The sequence below is a fragment of the Occallatibacter savannae genome (assembly GCF_003131205.1).
GTDB lineage: Bacteria > Acidobacteriota > Terriglobia > Terriglobales > Acidobacteriaceae > Telmatobacter > Telmatobacter savannae.
The window spans coordinates 317,208-339,150 of sequence record NZ_QFFY01000001.1 but is presented as its reverse complement, the minus strand read 5'-3'; the positions used below and the strand labels follow the sequence as shown (position 1 = coordinate 339,150).

General features: G+C 59.4%; 19 protein-coding genes. 9 read left to right on the top strand and 10 right to left on the bottom strand.

The features are described 5' to 3' along the window. Positions 1 to 9 precede the first annotated feature (9 nt). From phoU to pstC, 4 genes are read right to left on the bottom strand one after another with little or no spacing between them, the layout of a single operon-like run. On the bottom strand, positions 10 to 708 hold the full coding sequence (gene phoU, locus DHV10_RS01490) for a phosphate signaling complex protein PhoU (RefSeq protein ID WP_109484549.1): 699 nt from the start codon (positions 706 to 708) through the stop codon (positions 10 to 12). After that, positions 705 to 1,463, bottom strand: coding sequence for a phosphate ABC transporter ATP-binding protein PstB (gene pstB / locus DHV10_RS01485; protein ID WP_109484548.1), 759 nt, complete (start codon positions 1,461 to 1,463; stop codon positions 705 to 707). Before pstB ends, phoU begins: the two co-directional genes overlap by 4 nt. Then, entirely contained in the window at positions 1,464 to 2,333 is an 870-nt protein-coding gene (gene pstA, locus DHV10_RS01480; protein ID WP_109484547.1) for a phosphate ABC transporter permease PstA, read from the bottom strand. Between the two features lie 29 nt (positions 2,334 to 2,362). Beyond that, positions 2,363 to 3,445: a phosphate ABC transporter permease subunit PstC gene (gene pstC, locus DHV10_RS01475; protein ID WP_239461242.1), complete on the bottom strand. Its 1,083-nt coding sequence runs from the start codon at positions 3,443 to 3,445 to the stop codon at positions 2,363 to 2,365. A gap of 232 nt (positions 3,446 to 3,677) precedes the next feature. Between pstC and DHV10_RS01470 the strand changes: the two genes are divergently transcribed. Then, complete coding sequence (locus tag DHV10_RS01470; protein ID WP_109484546.1) at positions 3,678 to 6,110, top strand: alpha-L-rhamnosidase-related protein; 2,433 nt, start codon at positions 3,678 to 3,680, stop codon at positions 6,108 to 6,110. A gap of 96 nt (positions 6,111 to 6,206) precedes the next feature. Next, positions 6,207 to 7,286 (top strand): LacI family DNA-binding transcriptional regulator, encoded by a 1,080-nt coding sequence (locus DHV10_RS01465; RefSeq protein WP_109485649.1) that lies wholly within the window; start codon positions 6,207 to 6,209, stop codon positions 7,284 to 7,286. Between the two features lie 3 nt (positions 7,287 to 7,289). Here the strand turns inward: DHV10_RS01465 and DHV10_RS01460 are convergent, their stop codons facing one another. Then, the gene (locus DHV10_RS01460; RefSeq protein ID WP_109484545.1) at positions 7,290 to 7,502 is read right to left on the bottom strand and encodes a hypothetical protein; all 213 of its coding nucleotides are present in this window, start codon (positions 7,500 to 7,502) and stop codon (positions 7,290 to 7,292) included. 56 nt (positions 7,503 to 7,558) lie between these two features. Continuing rightward, complete coding sequence (locus DHV10_RS01455; RefSeq protein ID WP_109484544.1) at positions 7,559 to 8,857, bottom strand: homoserine dehydrogenase; 1,299 nt, start codon at positions 8,855 to 8,857, stop codon at positions 7,559 to 7,561. Between the two features lie 570 nt (positions 8,858 to 9,427). Here DHV10_RS01455 and DHV10_RS01445 point away from each other — a divergent pair. Then, positions 9,428 to 11,731, top strand: coding sequence for a TonB-dependent receptor (locus DHV10_RS01445; RefSeq protein ID WP_109484542.1), 2,304 nt, complete (start codon positions 9,428 to 9,430; stop codon positions 11,729 to 11,731). Positions 11,732 to 11,839: 108 nt separating this feature from the next. On the opposite strand, the gene DHV10_RS01440 is transcribed toward DHV10_RS01445, so the two are convergent. The 4 genes from DHV10_RS01440 to DHV10_RS01425 form a co-directional block, all read right to left on the bottom strand. Further along, positions 11,840 to 12,556: an SIR2 family NAD-dependent protein deacylase gene (locus DHV10_RS01440; RefSeq protein WP_109484541.1), complete on the bottom strand. Its 717-nt coding sequence runs from the start codon at positions 12,554 to 12,556 to the stop codon at positions 11,840 to 11,842. Between the two features lie 134 nt (positions 12,557 to 12,690). Beyond that, entirely contained in the window at positions 12,691 to 13,659 is a 969-nt protein-coding gene (locus DHV10_RS01435; RefSeq protein WP_109484540.1) for a quinone oxidoreductase family protein, read from the bottom strand. A 162-nt stretch (positions 13,660 to 13,821) separates the two neighbouring features. Then, complete coding sequence (locus tag DHV10_RS01430) at positions 13,822 to 14,826, bottom strand: glycosyltransferase family 2 protein (RefSeq protein ID WP_109484539.1); 1,005 nt, start codon at positions 14,824 to 14,826, stop codon at positions 13,822 to 13,824. 93 nt (positions 14,827 to 14,919) lie between these two features. Beyond that, positions 14,920 to 15,240: a tetratricopeptide repeat protein gene (locus DHV10_RS01425; RefSeq protein ID WP_109484538.1), complete on the bottom strand. Its 321-nt coding sequence runs from the start codon at positions 15,238 to 15,240 to the stop codon at positions 14,920 to 14,922. A gap of 160 nt (positions 15,241 to 15,400) precedes the next feature. Between DHV10_RS01425 and DHV10_RS01420 the strand changes: the two genes are divergently transcribed. From DHV10_RS01420 to DHV10_RS01395, 6 genes are all read left to right on the top strand, one after another. Then, positions 15,401 to 15,928 (top strand): acyl-CoA thioesterase, encoded by a 528-nt coding sequence (locus DHV10_RS01420; RefSeq protein ID WP_109484537.1) that lies wholly within the window; start codon positions 15,401 to 15,403, stop codon positions 15,926 to 15,928. 40 nt (positions 15,929 to 15,968) lie between these two features. Then, entirely contained in the window at positions 15,969 to 16,799 is an 831-nt protein-coding gene (locus tag DHV10_RS01415; protein WP_109484536.1) for an Mrp/NBP35 family ATP-binding protein, read from the top strand. A 3-nt stretch (positions 16,800 to 16,802) separates the two neighbouring features. Next, positions 16,803 to 17,486 (top strand): Dph6-related ATP pyrophosphatase, encoded by a 684-nt coding sequence (locus tag DHV10_RS01410; protein WP_109484535.1) that lies wholly within the window; start codon positions 16,803 to 16,805, stop codon positions 17,484 to 17,486. A 69-nt stretch (positions 17,487 to 17,555) separates the two neighbouring features. Then, a complete protein-coding gene (locus DHV10_RS01405) occupies positions 17,556 to 19,265 on the top strand; it encodes a sensor domain-containing diguanylate cyclase (RefSeq protein WP_109484534.1) in 1,710 nt (569 codons plus the stop codon). Positions 19,266 to 19,452: 187 nt separating this feature from the next. Further along, a complete protein-coding gene (locus tag DHV10_RS01400) occupies positions 19,453 to 20,217 on the top strand; it encodes an ABC transporter ATP-binding protein (protein WP_109485648.1) in 765 nt (254 codons plus the stop codon). After that, entirely contained in the window at positions 20,210 to 21,931 is a 1,722-nt protein-coding gene (locus tag DHV10_RS01395) for a hypothetical protein (RefSeq protein WP_109484533.1), read from the top strand. The genes DHV10_RS01400 and DHV10_RS01395 overlap by 8 nt, the downstream gene beginning before the upstream one ends. The last annotated feature ends 12 nt before the right edge of the window (positions 21,932 to 21,943 follow it).

The window sequence follows — 21,943 nt, the reverse complement described above, 5'->3', positions numbered from 1 at the left end:
CCGGTGGGACTAGCCTCTTGCTTCGGCGGCCTGCTTCTGGGCCATCACGCTCTTGTGGTGGCGCACGTCGGAGCCTTCAATCCAGAAGATGACGTCTTCGGCGATGTTGGTGGCGTGGTCCGCGACGCGCTCAAGAGCACGGCAGATCATGAGCGCATTGAGGGCCTGCGGGGCGATATGGCTCTGCTCTTCCATAACCTTGGTGAGCGACTTGTAGGCCGCGCGATTCATCTTGTCGACGGCGTCATCCATGGTGAGTACGGCACGAGCCAGCGCCGGATCCGCATCGATGAAGGACTGGAGGCTCTTGCGAACCATCTCCGCCGAGAGCGTCGCCATGCGGGGAATGTCCACAGGCAGGTCTGACACGGCGGGCATCTGCTCCATGTTGCGGACGCGTTCGCTGATGCTCTTGGCGGAGTCACCCACGCGCTCGAGGTCTGCATTGATCTTGATCACGCTCAGAATGAAGCGCAGATCGATGGCCATGGGCTGCTCCATCGCGAGCAGGTCAAGGGCTTCCTGATCGATGTCGCGCTCCAAACGATTGATGGCTACTTCACTGCGGCTCACCAGATCGCAGATGGAGAGGTCGCGAACACGGTAGGCCTCGATGGCGCGCTGGATCGCCTGCTCCGCCAAACCAGCCATGACGAGCAGATTTTCCTTCAACTGATCGAGACTTTGTTGAAAGCGAATGCGTGTCATCCGAACCTGCCCGTGATGTAATCCTCAGTGCGTTTGTCGCTGGGGTTCGTGAAGATCTTGTGCGTTGAGTCGAACTCCACCATGCGCCCATTCAGGAAGAAGCCCGTTTTCTCGGCCACCCGGGCGGCCTGCTGCATGTTGTGGGTCACAATCACGATAGTGTACTGCGATTTGAGCTGGAAGATCAGGTCTTCTATTTTCGAAGTAGATACGGGGTCGAGGGCGGAGGCTGGCTCGTCCATCAGCAGGACTTCAGGGTCGACGGCGAGAGCGCGCGCGATGCAAAGGCGCTGCTGCTGGCCGCCGGAGAGGCTTGCGCCTGACTTCGACTTGAGGTCGTCTTTTACTTCGTCCCAGAGCGCTGAGTTCTTGAGGGATCGCTCGACGATTTCGTCAAGAGAGCGTTTGTTCTTATACCCATTCAGTTTCAAACCAGCGGCGACGTTGTCGTAAATCGACATAGTCGGAAACGGGTTGGGGCGCTGAAAGACCATGCCAACGCGACGGCGAATCTCGACCGGAGCGGCATCGCTGTAGATATCCATGTCGCCGATGCGGACGGTGCCTGTGACGCGGGCGATGGGATTCGTTTCGTGCATGCGATTGAGGCAGCGCACGAATGTGCTTTTGCCGCAGCCGGATGGTCCAATCAGCGCGGTGGCGTGATTTGCGGGGATGTTCAGAGTGATGTCCTGCAGCGTGTGGTTTGTGCCGTACCACGCGTTCAGGTTTGTTACCTCGATTCCGACTCCCACTTAACTTGCCCCTTTCAGAACGCCGCGGCTGGTGACGTAGCGGACCAGCGATACCGCGAGCACAATCAAAACGATGAGAACCAGAGCGCCGGCCCAGGCCAGGCGGTGCTGATCCTCGTAAGGCCCGGTGGCATAAACCCAGATCTGCAGCGGAAGCGCCTCGATCTCGCGGTTCGGATTCACGCTCCAGAACGCGTTGCCGAGGGCAGTGAAGATGAGCGGAGCAGTTTCTCCCGCCACTCGGGCGAAGGCCAGCATGCAGCCGGTGATGATTCCCGGAGAAGCGGTTTTCACCGTTATGGAGAGGACCGAACGCCAGTTCGATAACCCGAGACCGAGCGCGGCCTCGCGAATCATGTTCGGAACCATCAGCAGCATCTCTTCTGTAGTTCGCGCCACTGTCGGGATCATCATGATGCCGAGCGCGACGCCGCCCGAGAATGCGGAGAAATGATGCTGCGGAATGACAATCAATGAGTAGGCTGCGAGACCCATGACGATTGAGGGCACGCCATTGAGTACATCAGCGGTGAAGCGGACAGCGTTGGCGAGTTTCGTACCGCGCCCATATTCCGCGAGATATATACCAGCACCGATCCCAATCGGGATTCCGATCAGGCTGGCTATGCCGAGCAGAACGCCCGAGCCGACGATGGCGTTCGCCATGCCGCCTCCGGATTCACCCTCCGGCACAGGATTCTTGATGAAGAAATCGAGGTTGAGCGAACTCGCGCCTTTGAGCAGGAGGTAGACGAAGATTGCAACCAGGGGCACGACGACCAGGACTGTTGCCAGAATAGCTAACCCAGTCACGACGTGATCGGTAGCTGCCCGGTATTTCGAACGAAAACTGGATGCGCTCGTCGCCATCAACCTGTCCTAACCCCTCATCTCCGTCTTCAATGCACTCTTGCCGGCGCCCCGCGGGTCACCATCCACACCAGGAACCGCGCAAGCGCGTTCACGATGATGGTGACGACGAACAGAGCCAGACCGATTTCGATCAACGCACTGCGATGCACGTCGCTTACGGCCTCGGCGAATTCGTTTGCGATTACCGATGCCATGGAGCTGCCATTCGCGAGCAGCGATTTGCTGATCGCCGGCGTGTTGCCGATCACCATCGTCACGGCCATCGTTTCGCCGAGCGCGCGGCCGAGACCGAGAATCACCGCGCCTACGATGCCGATGCGAGCATTGCGCAGGACACCGGTGCGGATCATCTCCCAGCGAGTGGCGCCCAGTGCCAGCACGGCTTCGCGCTGCGAGTGCGGGACCGCCGTCATCACTTCGCGCGTCAGAGAAGAGATGATCGGCAAGATCATGACCGCAAGGATGACCGCGGCAGCCACGTATCCCAGGCCGGTCGGATTGGTGTCAGCGAAGAGGCCGGTCCAGCCCAGGTATTTGGAAAGTGCGGGGTTGACGTATTCGCGCAACAGCGGAACCAGCACGAACACGGCCCAGAGACCATAAATGATGCTCGGGATGGCGGCCAGGAGCTCAGTGATGAACGCGAGAGGCCCGCGCAGGAACCGCGGGCACATTTCGGTGAGGAAGATTGCCAGCCCGACCGCGAGAGGGACGGAGATCAGCAGCGACAACAGCGACGAGACCAGTGTGCCGTATACAAAAGGCAGGGCGCTGAAGGCGCCGTTGACCGGATCCCAGTAGTTCATCTGGCCGCTGTAGCGATCGGGAATTCCCTGCTGAAAAAAGAACTTGAAACCGAACTTGTGCCAGGCCATTCCCGAGCGCAGCATCAACTCAGAGAGGATCAAAAGCACAATTGCGAAGATGCTGAGGCCGCACAGCAACATCAGCCATCGGAAGACCCGGTCGGCAAAAGCCGAGTTTCCGCGCGTGTTCAGAAACTGCCGGACTGCGGAGACTCCCGTTCGCGGCGGTTCGGCGACACGTTCCGGGACAGAAACCTTGGGCGGAGCTTGAGTTGGCTGTTGAGAGATGCGTATCTCTGGCACTTGGAGTGTCACCGTTGATAAGGCTAAAGGGGAAAGATGAATAACAGGTTACAGTGCTGATAAATCCAGCGCATACAAGGCATTTCAGCCTCCCGCAAAGCCCGATTCTGAGTACTTCGATGCGCCGGGCGGATCGGAGAGGGACAATCCCAGCTTGGAGAATGCCAGAAGGGCGCACGCAGGCCGGGGGCTTCCGGTAAGCTTATGTGCTGAAAACCATTAAGGCTTACCTATGCGCCCAATTGCACTGCTTCTGGCTCTGACTTTCGCGCCCACACTCGCTTTCGGTCAAACTTCAACCGCAGCCCCCGTCCTTCAACCTGACCCAGTTCACCGGAGCTGGCATGCGGCCTGGGTTACGCATCCCACGGCTCCTTTGCGCGAGCCGATCGTGCTGCACTTCAAGCGGGCGGTGGATCTGGGCTCGAAGCCAACTACCTACGTGGTCCGGGTATCGGCCGACAATCGCTTCATCCTTTATGTGAACGGCAGCCGGGTGGGCGATGGGCCGGCGCGGGGCGACCTGATGCACTGGCGCTACGAGCGGTTCGATATCGCTCCTTTGTTGAAGTCGGGACCCAACCTGATCACGGCGACGGTGTGGAATTTTGGGGTCTATGCACCGCTCGCCCAGTTCAGCGACCGCACGGCTTTTCTGCTGGAGAGCGAGGCAAAGGACGCCACCGGTATCAGTACGCCGAGGGACTGGCTGGTGGAAGAGGAGGCCGGTGTCCATCCGCTGGGGCGGGACAAGGTGACGCTGCAGACGTACTTCGCATCGGGGCCGGGAGAAGAGCTCGATGCCTCCAAGTACGACTGGGAGTGGAGTTCCGGCGAGGGCAAGAATTGGGTTCCGGTCGGCAGCCCGATGCGGGACAGCATCTTTCCCACGAACGGCGCTCATTCAGCTGATACAACGGGGGACAATCCCTGGGGGATGATTCCCGATGAGCTGCCGAAGATGGAGTATGGGCCAACCGAGGTGGGGGCGACAGTCAGGAACAGCGGAAAGGAACAGCCTGGAGTGCCTCAGTTCCCCGGCCAATCCGCTCAGTTGCCTGCAAACGGACACTTCAACATCACGATCGATCGCAAAACACTCACCACCGCTTATCCCGAACTCATCGTCTCGGGCGGCAAAGGCGCTCACATCGTACTCACCTACTCCGAAGCTCTTTACGACGACAAGAGGCACAAGGGCGATCGCGATGCGGCAGACTACACCGACTCGAGCGGGGTGAGGCACCCGCGCAAAGCATTAGGCCTGACCGACAGCTTCCTCCCCGACGGCGGCCAGCATCGCACCTTCATGCCGCTCTGGTGGCGGACGTGGCGCTACCTCGACCTTGACATCACAACTGGCTCCGAGCCCCTCACCCTCGATTCGCTGAAAGCATACTTTACTGCCTATCCATTTGAAGAGCGCGCCAAGTTCGACTCAGGCCAGGCCGATCTCGACAAGATCTGGGAAGTCAGCTGGCGCACCGCGAGGCTCGATGCGCACGAGACCTATATGGATACGCCGTACTACGAGCAGCTGCAATACATCGGCGATACCCGTATCCAGGCCCTCATCTCCTATTCCGTTGCAGGAGACGACCGCCTTGGCCGCCAGGCTCTGCAGGCCTTCGACCAGTCCCGAATTCCGGAAGGCATCACGCGGAGCCGATACCCAAGCTCGCTGCCCCAGAACATCCCTACCTTTTCCCTGATCTGGGTGGGCATGCTGCACGACTACTGGATGTACAGGCCCGACCCGCAGATCGTTCGCGATTCCCTGCCCGGCACGCGCGATGTCCTCACCTGGTTCGCGAAGTACGAGCACACGGACGGACTGCTCGGCGAGCTGCCCTGGTGGAGCTTCATCGACTGGGTAGTCAAAGGCGAGATCCCCTCCTACGACGCCAATCACGAATCGTGCATGACTTCGCTCCAGTACCTCGGCGCACTCATCGACGCCGCGGACCTGGAGAAAAATCTTGGCGACCCGGTGCTGGCCCAGCGCTACCAGGCTCGGCTCAGTCATGTGCGCTCCGGCATCGCCAGCATGTGCTGGGTACCGTCGCGCGGTTTACTGGCCGAGAATCCCGAGCAGAAGGTCTTTAGCCAGCAGGCCAACATTCTCGGCGTGCTCTATGACGTGATCCCGAAGGAAAAGCAGCAGGACGTGCTCCGGCGGCTCATGAGCATCCAGCCCGGAACCACTCCCGACGGCGTGATGTCTGCTTCGTACTACTTCCGCTTTTACCTGTCGCGGGCGCTGGATCATGCGGGGCTCGGAGAAGAGTACCTCAACTCTCTGGACCCGTGGCGCGAGCTGCTGCCCATGCACTTCAGCACCTGGCCGGAGCAGCCCGGCGAGACACGGTCCGACTCGCACGCGTGGTCAGCGCACCCCATTTACGATCTGCTCACGCTGGTTGCCGGTGTCGAGCCTGCCAGCGAAGGGTTTGCGAGCGTCCGGATTGCGCCGCATCTCGGGTCGCTCGAGCACCTGAACGCCACCTATCCGCACCCGCAGGGAAACATCCAGATGGTGTATCGCCGCACGGGGTCGGGTCTGGATGCCACAGTCACCCTGCCGGGGATTCTCACCGGGACTTTTCAGTACGGCGGCAGAAGTTGGGAGCTGAAGCCGGGAGCCAACCATATCGAGGCCAGGTGAGCGGCTGACTCGCGTGGTTACCTCGCAAGAAAATCGATGTATTACCCCTCATTCGGAGGTACCGCGTTTCCAGCCAAACGTGCTACAACATCCAACATGCCAAGAAGTAAGAGCGTAGAGCCTGCAGGACATGTGAATCTAAGGACGCTTGCGGAACATCTGGAGCTGTCGCAGACGACCGTCTCCCTTGTTCTGAACAACTCTCCGTCGGCCAAATCCATCCCGCAGGAGACGCGGAACCGGGTGATGGAAGCGGCGACGCGGCTGAACTACAGGCCCAATTATTTCGCGCGTTCTCTTCGGCAAAGCAGGTCGATGTCGGTCGGCGTTCTCGCGCCTGACCTGAGCGAAGGCTACTTCACACGCGTGATGAGCGGCGTGGTGCAGGAGCTTACGAGCGCTCACTACTTCTACTTCACTGCCTGCCACGATTGGAAGAAGGAGCTGATCGACCAGTATCCGCGCATGCTTGTCGAGCGCGCAGTTGATGGCTTCCTGCTGCTGAATACTCCCGCGGAGCAGATCTCCGTGCCGGTTCCTGTGGTCGCAATCTCGGCCCACAGTCCCGTGCAGAACGTGACGAACATCGTGCTCGATCATCACAAGGCCGTTGAGATTGCGCTGAAGCATCTGTTCGAGCTGGGCCATCGCCGCATCGCGTTCATGCGCGGACCGAAGGCGATCCCGGACTCCGACTACCGCTGGCAGAGCATACAGGAAGTGGCCGGCGAGATCGGGCTTCGCATCGATCCCGCGCTTGTGGTTCGGATCGACGCGTCGGGCTGGTCAAGCAAGACCGGCGAGCACCCAATGGCGCCCGAAATCGGCTTCAAACCGATGAAGAGTCTTCTGGAGTCGACAAAGGACTTCACAGCGGTGTTCTGCTTCAACGACATTGCGGCCATTGGCGCGCTTCGAGCGCTAAAGGATGCCGGTCTGAGAGTACCGGAGGATGTGTCCGTGGTAGGCTTCGACGATATCCAGTCTGCGGCCTATTCGACACCGTCGCTGACAACCGTTCGCCAGCCGCTCTTCGAAATGGGCCAGCGCGGAGCGAAGATCCTGCTCGATCGCATCGCGAACCGAGAAGCCGACTACGCAGCGGAGATCGTCATGGCGCCGGAGTTGATCGTGCGGGAGTCGACCGGCCCGGCGAATGGCAAGCTCGCCGGTTGAACTCTAGATTTTGCCGCACATCGACTCGAACCACCGGCTGATGTACACCTGCGCGTGTGCCTCGCCGCAATAGTGCCGCGCGCTGGGCTTGTCGGCGGCTTCTTTCGTCCACTTGAAGATGGTGAGCTGTGCGTCACTGCAGTGGATCGCAATCCAGCGAACCGGCTTTTCGCTCTCCTCGCCGCAGATCTCACATCGATAAATTGTGTCAATCACTACTACCTCCGGGAATGTGTACTGCGTTCCTGATTCATTGCGCTCGTGTTCGGCGGCTATTCGAGGATCTGCAAGTCGAGAGGCGGCTCGAGCAGGCAGTCCATTTTGGCGATGTGTGCGAGGGCCCGCTTGAGCGCGGATGATTTGCACGGCTCGACAGTAACCACGAACGGCAGTGCGTTGGCCGGGTAGCCGGCTTTTTGCACGATGGCACGAATGTTGATGCGCTCGCGTGCCAGCGCCGCGGTGATTTCAGCAACGATGCCGGGACGATCAATAACCGTGAAGCGGATGTAGTGCGGCACTTCGAACTCCGCGCCAATCTTGGCCGGTGCCGATGGCACAGCCACCCTGCGCGAACCATGCGCCAGCGCGAGCAAATCGCTGACGACCGCAACTGCCGTGGGGTGACCGCCCGCCCCGTGACCCGAGAAGACCACGTCGCCGCCGTACTTGCCCGTAAGGATGACCATGTTCTCTGTGCCGCGCGACCATGCCATGGGCGAGTTGAGATCAATCAGCATAGGACCTACGGTTGCAGCAACTTCTCCGTCGACCTCCTCAGCTCGGGAGACCTGCCGGATGGTGCAATTCAGATCGCGTGCATAGCTGAAGTCGACTGCGGTGACCGACGTGATCGGCTCGGGGACAATCTCTTCGGGATCGACGATAACGCGCAGCGCGAGCCGCATGAGGATCGCAAGCTTCGAGCGCGCATCGAACCCACCCACATCCTCGGTTGGATCGGCCTCGGCGTAGCCTTTCGCCTGGGCCTCAGCCAGCACGGCTGGGTACTCTGCGCCGGCTTCCATGCGGCTGAGGATGAAGTTACAGGTGCCGTTGAGGATTCCCTGCATGCGGCGGATGTGATCGCCTGCGAGGCCCTGCTCCAGGCCGGGAATTACCGGAATGCCGCCGGCAACCGCGGCACCATACTTCAAGTGACCACCCCTCTCGGCGGCGAGGCGCTCCAGTTCGACTCCGTGATAGGCGATCAACTTCTTGTTTGCCGTGACAACGCTTTTTCCCGCTTCGATCGCGCGCCTGACCCATGTTCCAGCCGGGTTCAACCCGCCGACAAGCTCGACGATTACATCCACGTCGGAGGCGAGCACCTCTTCCCAGTTGTCGCTCCAGACCACGCTGCGGGGAACCCAGTCGACCTTCTTTCGAGCTACGTTCCGGTTATAGACATGCGTGATCTCGAGGCCTTCAGGCTTCGACTCGAGCAGAATGCGGGCGACAGAGCTGCCGACTGTTCCGAACCCGAAAAGCGCGATGCGCAGCGGTGGACGGCCATTCGCTTCAATGAGACTCGGGGAATCTGAGACAGAGGTTTTCACTTCGGACGGCATCAAATCCTTCCATCGGCAGCCTGGGGTTCAGGATGTCTCGATGATACCTGAAAGCAAGAAGTTCCCCTTGAATCGCAGGTAATGCGATGCGTCATGTAGCATGGGTCAAAGGATGCGGCGAACCCTTTCCATCCTGCTAGTGCTCCTTTTTGGAGCCGGACCTCTCTCGTTCGCATATAACGCGAGCGACGACGTTTCACTGCCCGCATGCTGCCGCCGCCTTGGCGCTCACCATTGCGCAATGGATGGACAGCGGGCGCAGGATGCTGGCGGTAATGCCGCAGTGAAAGTGCGTTCGCGGTGCTCCGAGTTTCCCCAGCACCCGGATGCAAGAACAACATCGTTCGCGGCGGCTCAAGGTTTCTATCAGGCTGCGGTCTATGCTGCGCGGGAGATCAAGTGCCCTGTTCCCGCTGACTCCGGCTGCACGAGCATCCATCTCAGGACTCCCGTCCTACGCGGCCCTCCGGCAACGCACGCAAGCTGACAACAACATCCTAAGCTTCCCTCGGTCACGCGCGCTTACTTCAGCTTGGCGCGCAGCCCCTGTTGTCGTGAGGTCATTGCCGCATGCGTTTTCCCCGCTTTCTTTCGTGCTTCCTTATTGGCTTGTTTTCCGTTCCGGGCCACGCCACCGTATTCGCGACAATCCACGGCGTTGTGCACGATGCCCAGCACCATCCTGTCACCGGCGCAAAGGTGACCGTTGCCGCTGCCGACTCAGGTTTCTCACTCAAAGCCTTTACGGCTGATAACGGCACCTTCGCAATTGCGAATGTGCCGCTCGGCGTTTATCGGCTATCCATCTCCGCTGCGGGGTATGTCGACTACGATCAACCTTTGACCGTCACATCGTCTTCGAATCCGGTTCTGCACATCCCTCTGGCGATCGCGGGGACCGAGGAGAGCGTTACGGTGAGCGCCAAGGGTTATTCACCGCTGGAGGTTGAGGCTACTTCGCCCACCGCTCTCGTCAGCCGCGCCGACATCGACGAAACACCCGGCGCAACGCGGACGCTTGGCATGCAGATGATCACCGACTTCGTTCCTGGCTCCTATATGAGCCACAACATGCTTCACATCCGCGGCGGCCACCAGACCAGCTGGCTCATTGATGGAGTCTCGATTCCGAATACAAAGATCGCATCGAATGTCGGGCCGCAGATCGATCCGAAGGACATCGACGAGGTGGAGACGCAGCGCGGCAGCTACCAGGCCGATGTAGGCGACCGCACCTACGGCATCTTCAATGTCCTGCCGCGGAACGGATTCGAACGCGACCACGAAGCAGAACTGCTCGTCTCCGGCGGCAATCTCGATACAGGGGAGGCGCAGCTCTCCTTCGGAGACCATACGTCGAAGACTGCATGGTATCTGAGCGGAACCGGTTCGCGATCGAACTATGGGCTGGAAACGCCGATCCCGCAGATTCGGCACGACTCGACGAACTCGGAGAGCGTATTCGCATCGCTGTTGCGCAACCAGACCGCCCGCGACCAGCTTCGGCTCGACGCGCAGTTTCGGAATGACTTCTTTCAGATCCCGTACGATCCTGATCCGAACGACTGGGAGCAGACCGCGGACTACTACAACTCCTACGGTTTACGCGACCGACAGCGCGAACGCGATTCGTTCGCCATCTTTAACTGGGTGCGAACACTCTCGCCGAAGACGACCTTCGAAGTGGCTCCGTTCTATCACTTCAACCAGGCGAACTACGACTCTCCGGCAAACGACTTCCCTGTTGCGACCACATGGCATCAGACGTCGAATTACGTTGGCGCGCAGGCTGACGTGCACACAAGCGTCGGGCCGAACAACTTCACCGGCGGACTCTACTCGTTCTTCCAGCGTGAGCGCGATGTATTCGGGTTGCGGATCAACGACGACAGCTTTGCGGATTCCAGCGTTCCCGACACCACCTCAACCGAGAATGCCGGCATAGCGGAGTTCCACTTCTCTGACCAGTTCCGGGTTGGCCGCTACGTTTCGCTTTACGGCGGAATGCGCATTTCCAGCTACCATGCGGCGTTGACGGAGAACGCAGCATACCCGCGCATCGGTGCGACGGTCGAGATTCCGCATCTGCACTGGGCTTTCCGCGGCTACTACGGGCACTACTTTCAGCCGGCGCCAGTCCAGACGGTCTCATCAACGCTTCTGGATTACGTTCACAGCCAGCCGGGGCAGAACGCCTTCGTCCCGATCCCGTCGGAACGCGATGAGGAACATCAACTCGGCATCACGATTCCGTGGCGCGGATGGACAGTCGACATCAATAACTCACGGAATCGCGTGAACAACTTCCTCGATCACGCCAACGTCGGCGAGTCGAACATCTACTTTCCGATCTCGGTGGATGGGGCGCTGGTGCGCCCGTGGGAACTGGCGATCCGCTCGCCGCAGCTGGCGCACTTCGGCCAGTTTCACCTCGCGTACTCGAACCAAATTGCGCAGCAGCGCGGCAGCATTACCGGAGGGTTTACTTGTTCGAAGCCGGGCGACGAAGCGTGTTCTGAAGGCCCTGATTACGTGCCCGTGGATCACGACCAGCGCCACACGCTCAACACGGGCTTCACGGCGAAACTGCCAATGCGAAGCTGGTTTGCAAGCAATGTCTACTATGGCAGCGGGTTCGCCAACGGCTTGGCAGGCGCGAATGTCGGCCCCTACAACGGACCTTATCTGCCGGCGCACACCACCTTTGATTCGTCGTTTGGACACAGCTTCGGCGAGAGGCTGTCTTTCGCAGTGAACGCGGTGAATGTGACGAACCATCGTGTGCTGCAGGACAACAGCATCACAGTCGGTGGATTTCACTTCAACGACCCGAGGATGATTTCGGGGCAGGTGCGGTATCGGTTTAAGTTCTGAGGCACGCAACAGCAATTTTCCGGGCAACGCTGTCGTCCTGAACGGAGCGGTCTTCTTCAGCGGAGTGAAGGATCTGCTTTTGGTCCTGCTTGGGTGATATACGATCGTCTACTCCACCTCAAAGAGCCCCGGCATCACTTCGCCCGCCTTGCCTTCGACCACGTTGGTGAAGGCACTTGCATTCAGAGGCGGCTCGGGGCCGATGTAGACGGTCCGTGCGCCGTTCTGGCGCGCCCAGTGGACGAAGTTCGCTGCGGGATATACGGAGCCCGAAGTACCGACCACAATCATCAAGGTGGCCTGGTCGATCTCGCGCTGGATCATTCCCATATCCAGCGGAATCTCGCCGAAGAAGACGATATGCGGACGCAGCCGAGCACCGCATGAACAGCGTCCCACTTCGCTTAGATTCTTGTAGACACGGCGATCTTCAATCGGAGGCTGCCCGCACTCTTCTGAGCAGCGTGACTTTGCCAGTTCGCCATGCATGTGGATCAGGCGCTTCGAACCGGCACGCTCATGCAGATCGTCAACATTCTGCGTGCAAAGAAAGAAGCGGTCGCCGAGCTTCGCCTCAAGTTCAGCCAGCGCGAGATGCGCCGGATTCGGTTTCGCGTTTGCTCCCTGCTCGCGACGCTCTGAGTAGAACTGCCAGACGAGTTCAGGATTTTGCTCGAGGGCCTCAGGCGTGCAGACATCCTCGACATGATGTCCGGCCCACAATCCGTCGGAAGCGCGAAATGTCGGCAGTCCGCTCTCCGCGCTGATTCCCGCCCCAGTCAAGACAAACACGCGATCCGATGCTTTGATATTGATTTTGCCCATCTTTGAATACGAGCTCTTAGCCCTTAGCTTTTAGCTCTTAGCCGTAAGCCCTGCTCGCTCAATCGCAGGTTCTTAATCCATTCTGGCATTGAGCTAAGAGCTGATGGCTAAAAGCTAATAGCTAGTAGCTGTGTTTACGGTTCCAGCAGAATCTTGCCTGCTGTCTTCCGCTCTTCCATCTCTGCTTGCGCACGCCCCGCGTCCGACAGCGGATACATGTGTTCCATCCGCAGCTTCAGCTCTCCGCTCTTCACCGCACTCAGGACCTCGCCCGCACGCCATTCCAGCTCGTGCCGGGTTGCGACGTAGTGCCACAGCGTCGGCCGGGTAATGAATAAGGAACCCTTGCTGCTCAGTTGAATCAGGTCGAATGGCGGCACTGCGCCACTTGATCCGCCGAACAACGCCAGCAGTCCGCGCGGGCGGAGGCAATTCAGGCTGCCTTCGAAGGTCGTCTTCCCTACCGAGTCGTATACGACATCGACACCCTTGCCGCCCGTGAGGCGCTTCGTTTCCGCGACGAAATCCTGCTCGGTATAGAGAATCACTTCCGCTGCGCCGGAATCACGCGACAGCTCCGCTTTCTCCTTTGTAGAGACGGTTGTGATGACACGCGCGCCGATCTTCGATGCCATCTGCGTGAGCAGCAATCCCACCCCGCCCGCGCCGGCATGGACTAGCGCGATTTCTCCGGCCTTGAGGGGGTAAGTAGAGTGCGCGAGATAGTGCGCGGTCATGCCCTGCAGCATCGCAGCTGCGGCCTGCTCGGGGCTCAGCCCGTCGGGCACCTTCACCAGTTGCGCGGCCGGCACCAGAGCGTACTCCGCATAGCTACCCAGCACGCCTACGGATGCGACAAGATCTCCCGGCTTGAACCCGGTGACACCGGAACCGAGATCTTCGACGGTCCCCGCAGCCTCGCTGCCGGGAACAAGAGGCATCGTCGCCTTGTACTGGCCTTTGCGGAAATAGATTTCGATGAAGTTCACACCGACGGCTTCAACACGAATGAGAACCTGTCCCGGACCGGGAACAGGAATCGGCAAGTCGACGAGCTGCAGAACTTCAGGCCCGCCAGTGTTGTGAATTTGTATTGCGTTCATACATGCGAAAGCATGCACCCTGACACCGCGTCACTGCAAGCGAAGTATTCTCGTTCGCCTCGCTCGACTCGCCTGAGTGAGCTTTCATGTCCACAAACACAAACCCCGCCCGGATCATCTCCGCGCGGGGCTTATGTTTTTTTGATCGCTGATCCCTGTTTCTTAAAACCTGTCACCATTCCGGTCGGACAGAATGCTGGGCTCTTCCGGAGTCCGCAGCCGCACGATGCGATCGATCGCATAAGGCGTGCGCTGCTGGCCGGTGTAGTAATGCCGCACCTGCAGTTCGCCAAGGAGCCCGATTGCCAGCAACTGAATTCCGCCAAGAATCAGAACACCGGCGATGACAAATAGCGGCCCGTGCGCATCCATCACGTTCTGATGCGGATTGAAGATCTTCATGCCGAGCAGGAGCGTCGAAATGATTCCGCCGAACAGAATGCCCAGTGCTCCGAAGGTGCCGAAGAAGTGCAGCGGCCTGCTCATGTACTTGAGCAGGAAGCGAATGGTCAGCAGGTCGAAGAAGACGCGGAAGGTGCGGCCGATGCCGTAGTGGCTTTTGCCGCGCTCGCGATGTACGTTCTTGATGGGAATCTCGCAGATCGAGGCGCCGTACCAGCTCGCCAATGCCGGGATGAAGCGGTGCATCTCGCCGTACAGCGGAATGTTCTGGATCACTTCGTGGCGGTAGGCCTTGAACGTCGTTCCGAAATCGTGGATGTCCACGCCCGAGAGCTTGGCCATCAGCCAATTGGCGCAGCGCGAAGGAATCCGCCGCATGACGAAGTTGTCGATGCGCTCCTTACGCCAGCCGGAAACGACGTCGTAGCCCTCTTCCAGCTTCTCGAGGAAGTTCGGAATCTCGTTGGGATCGTGCTGCAGATCGCCATCCATCGCCAGGATGAACTCACCCGAAGCGTTGTCGAACCCTGCCGCCAGCGCCGAGGTCTGTCCGAAGTTGCGGCGCAGCTTGACGACGAGCACGCGGCTGTCGACTGCGGCAATCTCTTCGAGCAGCTTGTAGGTGCGATCGCTCGAGCCGTCATCGACCAGGACAAGCTCAAAGGTGTCGCCCACCTGCTCCATGACCTGTTTCAGACGCGCGTACAGAACGGTTACATTGTCCTCTTCATTGTGAAAAGGAACGACAATCGAGTACTTCGGCATATCTACAGTATAGACGCGGGTCAATTATGAAAGGCGCAGATATTCGCCAGCCAATCGGGGCGAACATTGGTGTGTAACCGGAGCGGCCGGTGGTTAGCGATCTATTTCATCAAGCATCTGCTGCATCTCGCTGAGGGCATGGCGGTTGCCAGTCCGCGCAGCGCAGGCGATGCCGGCCTTCAGCTTCTCCGCCGCATCCTGGTTTCGTCCCACCTTGGCCAGGGTCTGGGCCGACATGAAGTAGGCAGCCACGTAGTCGGGGTTCTGCTCGATCAGGACATCGAATTCCTTCAATGCGGCATCCACCTCGCCACGGTTCGCCAATTCCATGGCGATGCCGTAACGGGCAAAGCTGTTTTTCGGGTCGAGGGCAAGGATCTCTTTAAGTCCTGCGATCTTGTCGGTTGTACTCATAATCTGGAAATCTCTGCACCAAGGCGGATTTGCGTAAATGACCTCTGATTGCCGACACTGGGATTAGCGGCTCGGCGCGAAGTCACCGGGTTTCTTCATTGTAGCCGGAAGCGAACACTGTGCCGAGATCCCGTTTGAGAATCACCGGAGCAAGACAATTATGAGTACGACTGAACCCAACCCGCTTGTGCGTACTGTCGCCAGCACGCAGTCTGAGATGACCGAGGTCATCCTGCCCAACGACGCGAATACTTTGGGCAATCTTCTGGGCGGGCGGCTCATGCACTTTATCGATTTGACCGGCGCTATTGCCGCGTACCGCCACTCGCGCACGCACGTCGTCACGGCGGCGATGGACCACATCGACTTCATCCAGCCGGTTCATGTGGGCGACCTGCTGATCCTCAAGTCCAGCGTCAACCGCGCTTTCAATACCTCTCTCGAGGTCGGCGTGAAGGTGTGGGTCGAAGACCCTCAGACCGGATCGCACCTTCATGTCGCCAGCGCCTACCTGGTGTTTGTCGCTGTCGACGAGCACGGCCGCCGGCAGAAGGTTCCGGCTGTGCAACCGGAGACGCCGAACGAGGTCCGGCGCTACAACGACGCCATGCTTCGCCGCGAACATCGCGAGCGAGAAGCAGCGCGCCGCAAACAGGAACGGTGCAACGCAGGCCTGACTCGGGTCTGACTGAAACCCTCACGAACCTGCTCAAGGAGCACTTAGAACAATGGCTCATTCACATGCCATGCCGCAGCCGGTTGCATTGCCCGGCGTCTCGAAAATCATCGCAGTTGGTTCCGGAAAAGGCGGAGTCGGGAAGACCACCGTCGCCGTGAACATCGCCATCGCGCTCTCAAAGCTGGGCCAGCGCGTGGGACTGATCGACGCGGACATCTACGGTCCCAACGTTCCGCTGATGATGGGTTCGACGCAATCTCCCCGGGTTGACCAGAACAACCAGATTCAGCCCAACGATACTCACGGCATCAAGACGATCTCCATCGGCTACATCTCTCCAGGCGACAAGCCGCTGGTGATGCGCGGGCCCATGCTGCACCAGATCATCCGGCAGTTTCTGCAGCAGGTGAACTGGGGCGAACTCGATTACCTCGTCGTCGATCTGCCTCCTGGCACGGGTGACGTGGTCATCTCACTCGTACAAACGGTTCCGCTCACGGGCGCAGTTGTCGTCTCTACCCCGAGCGATGTCAGCCTGCAGGATGCGCGCAAGGCGCTGGAGATGTTCGCGCAGGTGAACGTCGAGGTTCTGGGCATCGTCGAGAACATGAGCCACTTCACCTGCCCGCATTGCCATCATGAGATCGACATCTTCTCGAAGGGCGGCGCAGAGCGGACAGCGGCGCAGTTCAAGATTCCGTTTCTCGGTTCCATTGAACTGATTCCTGCTATTCGCGAGGGCGGAGATCGAGGGCTGCCTGTAACGCTCGCCGGACCGAAGAGCCCACAGGCGACCGAGTTCTTCAATGTCGCACAGAAATTGATGGAGCGCGCGGACGCGGCTGCAGCCTCCGCTTCAGACGTAATCGAGATCAGCTAGCGGATGAAGCGCGTCCTTCTCTCCTGGAGCAGCGGCAAAGATTGCGCGTGGGCGCTTCACTTGCTCCGACAGGAGCCTGACATCGAAGTCGTCGGGCTCTTGACGACCGTCAACGCGCAGTTCGATCGCGTCGCCATGCACGGTACGCGGCGGGCTGTTCTGGAAGCGCAGGCCGCGGCGGCCGGTCTGCCCCTGTGGCAGATTCCGCTTCCATGGCCGTGCCCCAACGACATCTACGAGCAGCAGATGTCTGAAGCCTGCAGACGTGCGGTTGCGGAAGGCGTGAACTCAGTCGCGTTCGGCGATCTCTTCCTCCCAGACATCCGGGCCTATCGTGAGGCTCAGCTACAGCCCACAGGCCTCACCCCCCTCTTTCTGCTCTGGGGGATTCCCACCAAAGAGCTAGCGCTCCAGATGATCTCCGGTGGACTGCGCGCCAAAGTAGTATGTGTAGACTCAGGCCAGCTAGACCGCGGCTTTGCGGGACGCGAGTTCGACACAGAATTCCTCCGCGCCCTCCCGGCTGGCGTCGACCCCTGCGGTGAGAATGGCGAGTTTCACTCCTGCGTCTACGATGGCCCGATGTTCTCCCGGGCCATACCTCTGGAGCAAAGCGAGACGGTTGATCGCGATGGCTTCATCTACAGTGACTTCGCCCTGCGGGCATCTGTCGTCGCCTGTAACTAAAGTGCACTCCCATCCAGCTCCTGTGGCTGCAATCAGCAAGCTTCCGCGTACCATCGAATCAGCTCCCCCATGCTCTCCGGGTTCCCCAGTTCAGGCGGTTCAGCTCGCAAGGCTCGGCCGGCCTCAGGCAATGCAGTCATCATCATCATTGCCGCATTCGTCGGCGCTGTCCTTTTCACATTGGGCGCCGGGGCTGTCCTCTATCTCAACACTCAGCAATTGACCGCGGCAGCCGAGCGTGTGCAGCACACACAGGAAGTGATCAGTTCACTCCAGCGTGCGTCGCTGCTTTCCGAACGTGTCCTCTACCGCACGCACCTCTACCTTCTCGACAAGGACGAGGACGATTTGAACCTGGCGCGAAGCGCCGCAAACAACCTTGTCACCTCTTCTGTCCACATTCGCGCGCTTACCGCGGACAATTCAAACCAGACCACGAATTCACAGAGCCTCTCGGAATGCGCCTCACGCCTTTCTGACACCATGGCCCGCTTCGCCGGCAACACGCCTCTGCCGACCAGCGATGTTCAGGATTGCCAGAAGACGATCAGCCTCATGTCTGATCAGGAGCAGATGCTCCTGACCGAGCGCGCCGCGCACTCCAAGAGGCGGCTGCTCACCTCCATCAGCACGGAATTCTTCCTCATCCCCGTCTCGATTCTGAGCCTGATCATTCTCTTCGCTCTGCTCCTGCGCGACGCGGTCGTCCTGCAGCGCAGCGCCATCGCCGCCCAGAAGGTGAACGACGATCATGCGCGAAGCATTCTCGCCCTCGAGGGGACGGCGCGGGAGTCGGAGCTGATGACGGCATGCCGCAACGAACTGCAGCTATGCGTGGATGTGCAGCAGGTGTACGTTACGGCTGCGACGAGCTTCTCGCGGCTGCTTCCCGGCAGCTCCGGCTGCCTGTACATGATCAACAACTCGCGGAATCACGTCGAGGCCGTCTCCTTCTGGGGTTCCCCGAGCCACGATGATTTCAGCCAGCCGGAATCGTGCTGCGCGCTGCGATCGGGTCAGCCCAGGTGGCGCAGGCCGGGTATCTCCGAAATTCAATGCGCTCACTTCAGCGCCAGCGCGCCCGAGCGGTATCATTGCCGGCCGATTGTGGCTTATGGCAATACCATCGGCCTGCTCTATCTGCAATGCGACAGCGACGAGCTGGTGATGCAAGTCAATCAACACATGGATGCGGTGCGACAGCTTATTCAGATTACCGCCCTTGCTATCGCGACTTTGAATCTGCGCGCCAAGCTTGAGAACCAGTCCATCCGCGATTCGTTGACTGGCCTGTTCAACCGCCACTTCATGCAGATTTCTCTGGAGCGCGAAATGACGCGCGCGCGTCGCCGCAAGCAGATCATGGCGGTGCTGATGCTCGATGCCGATCACTTCAAGCGGTTCAACGATACGCACGGACACGCAGCCGGAGATGCGGTCCTCAAGGCTTTCGCCGATATCTTCCTATCCAACATCCGGTCGGAAGATATCGCCTGTCGCTACGGTGGCGAAGAGTTCACCATTATCCTGCCGGATACGACAGTGAAGGGCGCCTGCGATCGAGCCGAATCGATCCTGACCGCCATCTCGCAACTCCAGGTCAGCTCAGGACGCGACAGCTTCGACGGCTTCAGCGTATCGATCGGGATCGCGTTCTTTCCTGGCGATGGCGAGACCGCGGAGGAGCTGCTGCAGCACGCCGATGCCGCTCTGTATGACGCCAAGCACAATGGCAGGAATCAGGTCTGCCTGTACGAGCGCGCTTTCTCGGCGAAATGATGCCGTCGGGGAATGCGAACTTCAAATCGTGACCGCAATCACTCGAACGCCTCCCACAGTTCAATAAACTTCGGCGAAACAGCCCCGTGCTGAGGAGCGTCTTGACATCGGTTATGCCGAATGCTACATAGGTAGGCAGCCGAGTCGCGTTCCCTCTCGGTGCTCACGGTTCTGTGGGGTGCATTTCATGCTCGAACTGAGGCGAGTCTCCAAGCATTTCTCCGGCATAGCTGCCGTTGACGATGTCACCTTCTCTGCGCGTCCCGGCGAGGTGACGGGCTACCTGGGCCCGAACGGCTCCGGCAAATCGACGACGATCAAGATGATTACTGCCCTGCTGGAGATGACGTCCGGCGAAATCCTGTTCAACGGCAAGCTCATCGAAGACGACATCGTCTCCTACAAGCGGCGGATGGGCTATGTGCCCGAGGAGCCTTATCTCTACACTCACCTCTCCGGCGCCGAATACCTGACGATGGTTGCCGATCTTCGTGGGCTTTCTGCGCGGGTCGCCGGTGAGCGTATCGACGGCATGCTGCGCCTGCTCTCGCTTTACGACGATCGACACGCCGGGATCTCCGGATACTCGAAGGGCATGCGGCAGAAGGTGCTGATTGCGGCAGCGTTGATGCACAATCCGGATCTCGTTCTGCTCGATGAGCCTTTTTCGGGGCTGGATGTCGGCTCCGCGCTGGTTCTGCGCAGCCTGATTACCGAGCTTGCGGTCCGAGGCAAAGTAGTTCTGTTCAGCTCGCACGAGTTGGATACGGTGGAACGCATCAGCGATCGGGTCGTAATCCTGCATCGCGGCAAGGTGGTTGCGGACGACTCCATTGAGCATCTGCGCTCGCTGATGGAACTGCCAAACCTTGAGGCGATCTTCTCTCAACTCGCTGTGGAGCAAGACAGCGGTTCAATGGCACGGCAGTTTGCGGATCTGATCCATGCGTAGACTCCTTTCCGCTCTCAGGGACCGCATCGCTACTCGGCTTCCCCGTGATTTCCGCGTGCTCCACTCGCAATTCCTTTTGCGGGTGATCGATCTGGAAGCGCTGTCGATCGACGCCGACATCCTCTCCTACCTAGGCCAGTTCGCAGGCATCCTCATCATGCTCAGCTTGTGTCACGGGATGGGTCTGATGTGGTTTCCGCCGCCTCCCGGCCCCGAGACATGGATTTACGAGCAGGCGCGAATCGCCGACATTCAGCTCGTCATCGGATTGTGTGCCGTTCTGATGTGGGACACGACCTTTCCGGATAAGCGCGATTCCATGGTGCTGGGCCCTTTACCCGTGTTGCCCCGGACAATTCTTCTCGCCAAGCTGTCGGCTTCGTCGCAAGTCCTCGGCATCGCGATCGTAGCACTCAACTTCGCCTCCGCATTTGCCATGTCCATCGTTTTCGGCAGCGGATCGAACGGCATCTTCCGCTTCTTCTTCTGCTGGTGGTTCACCCTGATCACGGCTTCGCTGTTCCTCTATGGCTCAGTGCTCGCGATTCAGGGCCTCGGCACACTGCTACTGCCCAGGCGCATTTCGCTGGTCGTCTCTGCAGTTCTTCAGCTAGCTGCATTCGGAGCAATCCTCGCCGGACGCTTTCTCCAGCCGTGGGTCGCAACCTTCCCGGATCTGACCAGCCCTGCCCATCACAACCTCCTGGCGTGGTCGCCTACCTACTGGTTTTTCGCACTCTTCAACTACATCAACGGGACCCTCCCCCGCGAACTGCAGTGGATCGCAAATCGAGCATCGATTGCACTAGCCATCGTCGTTGCCGGCTCAATCGGTTCTCTCGCGTTGTGCTATCTCCGCACGATGAAAAACACAGTCGAGCAGCCCGACATCGACCCCGGCTCCACTTCCATTCGATTCCTTCCCAACCTGGGCAGGTCGCTGCAGGCGGCAATCACAGTTTTTGCATTCCGCTCCATCACCCGCAGCCGTCAGCACCGCATCGCTCTCGCTTTCTACTGGTCAATCGTCATCTCGATTGCGCTCTCGATGGCCCGCAAGATGCTGACGGAACCTCCAGAGGTCATCTCAACGGGATTCATCCTTCCGACAATCATCATGATGGGGTTCGCTGTGGTCGGATTGCGCGGAGTTTTCTCATTGCCCATATCTCTGAAGGCCAACTGGGTTCTCAGAGTCACGCAGCTGCGGCCTACCAGCAACTACGTAGCCGCGACAAGGCGCTGCCTGTTCCTCTTCGGCGTACTTCCCGTTCTTGCGGTGACGGCTCTCCTGTCTCGCCACTACAGACCCGTGGGTCACGCTTACGAGCACATTGCATTCCTGTCGGTGTTCGGATGGGTGCTGGTCGAGCTCTGCCTCGTCCGTTTCGATAAGGTCCCCTTCACCTGCTCCTTCATCCCAGGAAAGACGAACATCCAGGTCATCTTCTGGGGAGCAGCATTCGTGTGCTTGATTCTGGGATTGCTGTTCGGTGCGTATGAATCCCGCGCGCTCCAACATCCCCGCGATTACGCTATTCTCATGACCTGGTCTGTCGCGATCTCAGTGGTTCTCTGGATCTCTAATCGCATCCGCGCCCGCAGCGCGGTGCTCTACTATGACGAAGTTCTGCCGGAAGTCATCACTCGACTCGGTCTGACATTTCTGCCTCCTCCGCGAACTCCAGAACCAGCCAAGATCGAACACGTCTAGATGGAAGCAAAG

Coding starts and splice junctions, on each gene's coding strand:
- phoU (WP_109484549.1), bottom strand. CDS start 708: ATGACACGCATTCGCTTTCAACAAAGTCTCGATCAGTTGAAGGAAAAT.
- DHV10_RS01470 (WP_109484546.1), top strand. CDS start 3,678: ATGCGCCCAATTGCACTGCTTCTGGCTCTGACTTTCGCGCCCACACTC.
- DHV10_RS01445 (WP_109484542.1), top strand. CDS start 9,428: ATGCGTTTTCCCCGCTTTCTTTCGTGCTTCCTTATTGGCTTGTTTTCC.
- DHV10_RS01415 (WP_109484536.1), top strand. CDS start 15,969: ATGGCTCATTCACATGCCATGCCGCAGCCGGTTGCATTGCCCGGCGTC.
- DHV10_RS01425 (WP_109484538.1), bottom strand. CDS start 15,240: ATGAGTACAACCGACAAGATCGCAGGACTTAAAGAGATCCTTGCCCTC.
- DHV10_RS01435 (WP_109484540.1), bottom strand. CDS start 13,659: ATGAACGCAATACAAATTCACAACACTGGCGGGCCTGAAGTTCTGCAG.
- DHV10_RS01410 (WP_109484535.1), top strand. CDS start 16,803: ATGAAGCGCGTCCTTCTCTCCTGGAGCAGCGGCAAAGATTGCGCGTGG.
- DHV10_RS01400 (WP_109485648.1), top strand. CDS start 19,453: ATGCTCGAACTGAGGCGAGTCTCCAAGCATTTCTCCGGCATAGCTGCC.
- DHV10_RS01420 (WP_109484537.1), top strand. CDS start 15,401: ATGAGTACGACTGAACCCAACCCGCTTGTGCGTACTGTCGCCAGCACG.
- pstA (WP_109484547.1), bottom strand. CDS start 2,333: ATGGCGACGAGCGCATCCAGTTTTCGTTCGAAATACCGGGCAGCTACC.
- DHV10_RS01430 (WP_109484539.1), bottom strand. CDS start 14,826: ATGCCGAAGTACTCGATTGTCGTTCCTTTTCACAATGAAGAGGACAAT.
- DHV10_RS01455 (WP_109484544.1), bottom strand. CDS start 8,857: ATGCCGTCCGAAGTGAAAACCTCTGTCTCAGATTCCCCGAGTCTCATT.
- DHV10_RS01405 (WP_109484534.1), top strand. CDS start 17,556: ATGCTCTCCGGGTTCCCCAGTTCAGGCGGTTCAGCTCGCAAGGCTCGG.
- DHV10_RS01440 (WP_109484541.1), bottom strand. CDS start 12,556: ATGGGCAAAATCAATATCAAAGCATCGGATCGCGTGTTTGTCTTGACT.
- DHV10_RS01465 (WP_109485649.1), top strand. CDS start 6,207: ATGCCAAGAAGTAAGAGCGTAGAGCCTGCAGGACATGTGAATCTAAGG.
- DHV10_RS01395 (WP_109484533.1), top strand. CDS start 20,210: ATGCGTAGACTCCTTTCCGCTCTCAGGGACCGCATCGCTACTCGGCTT.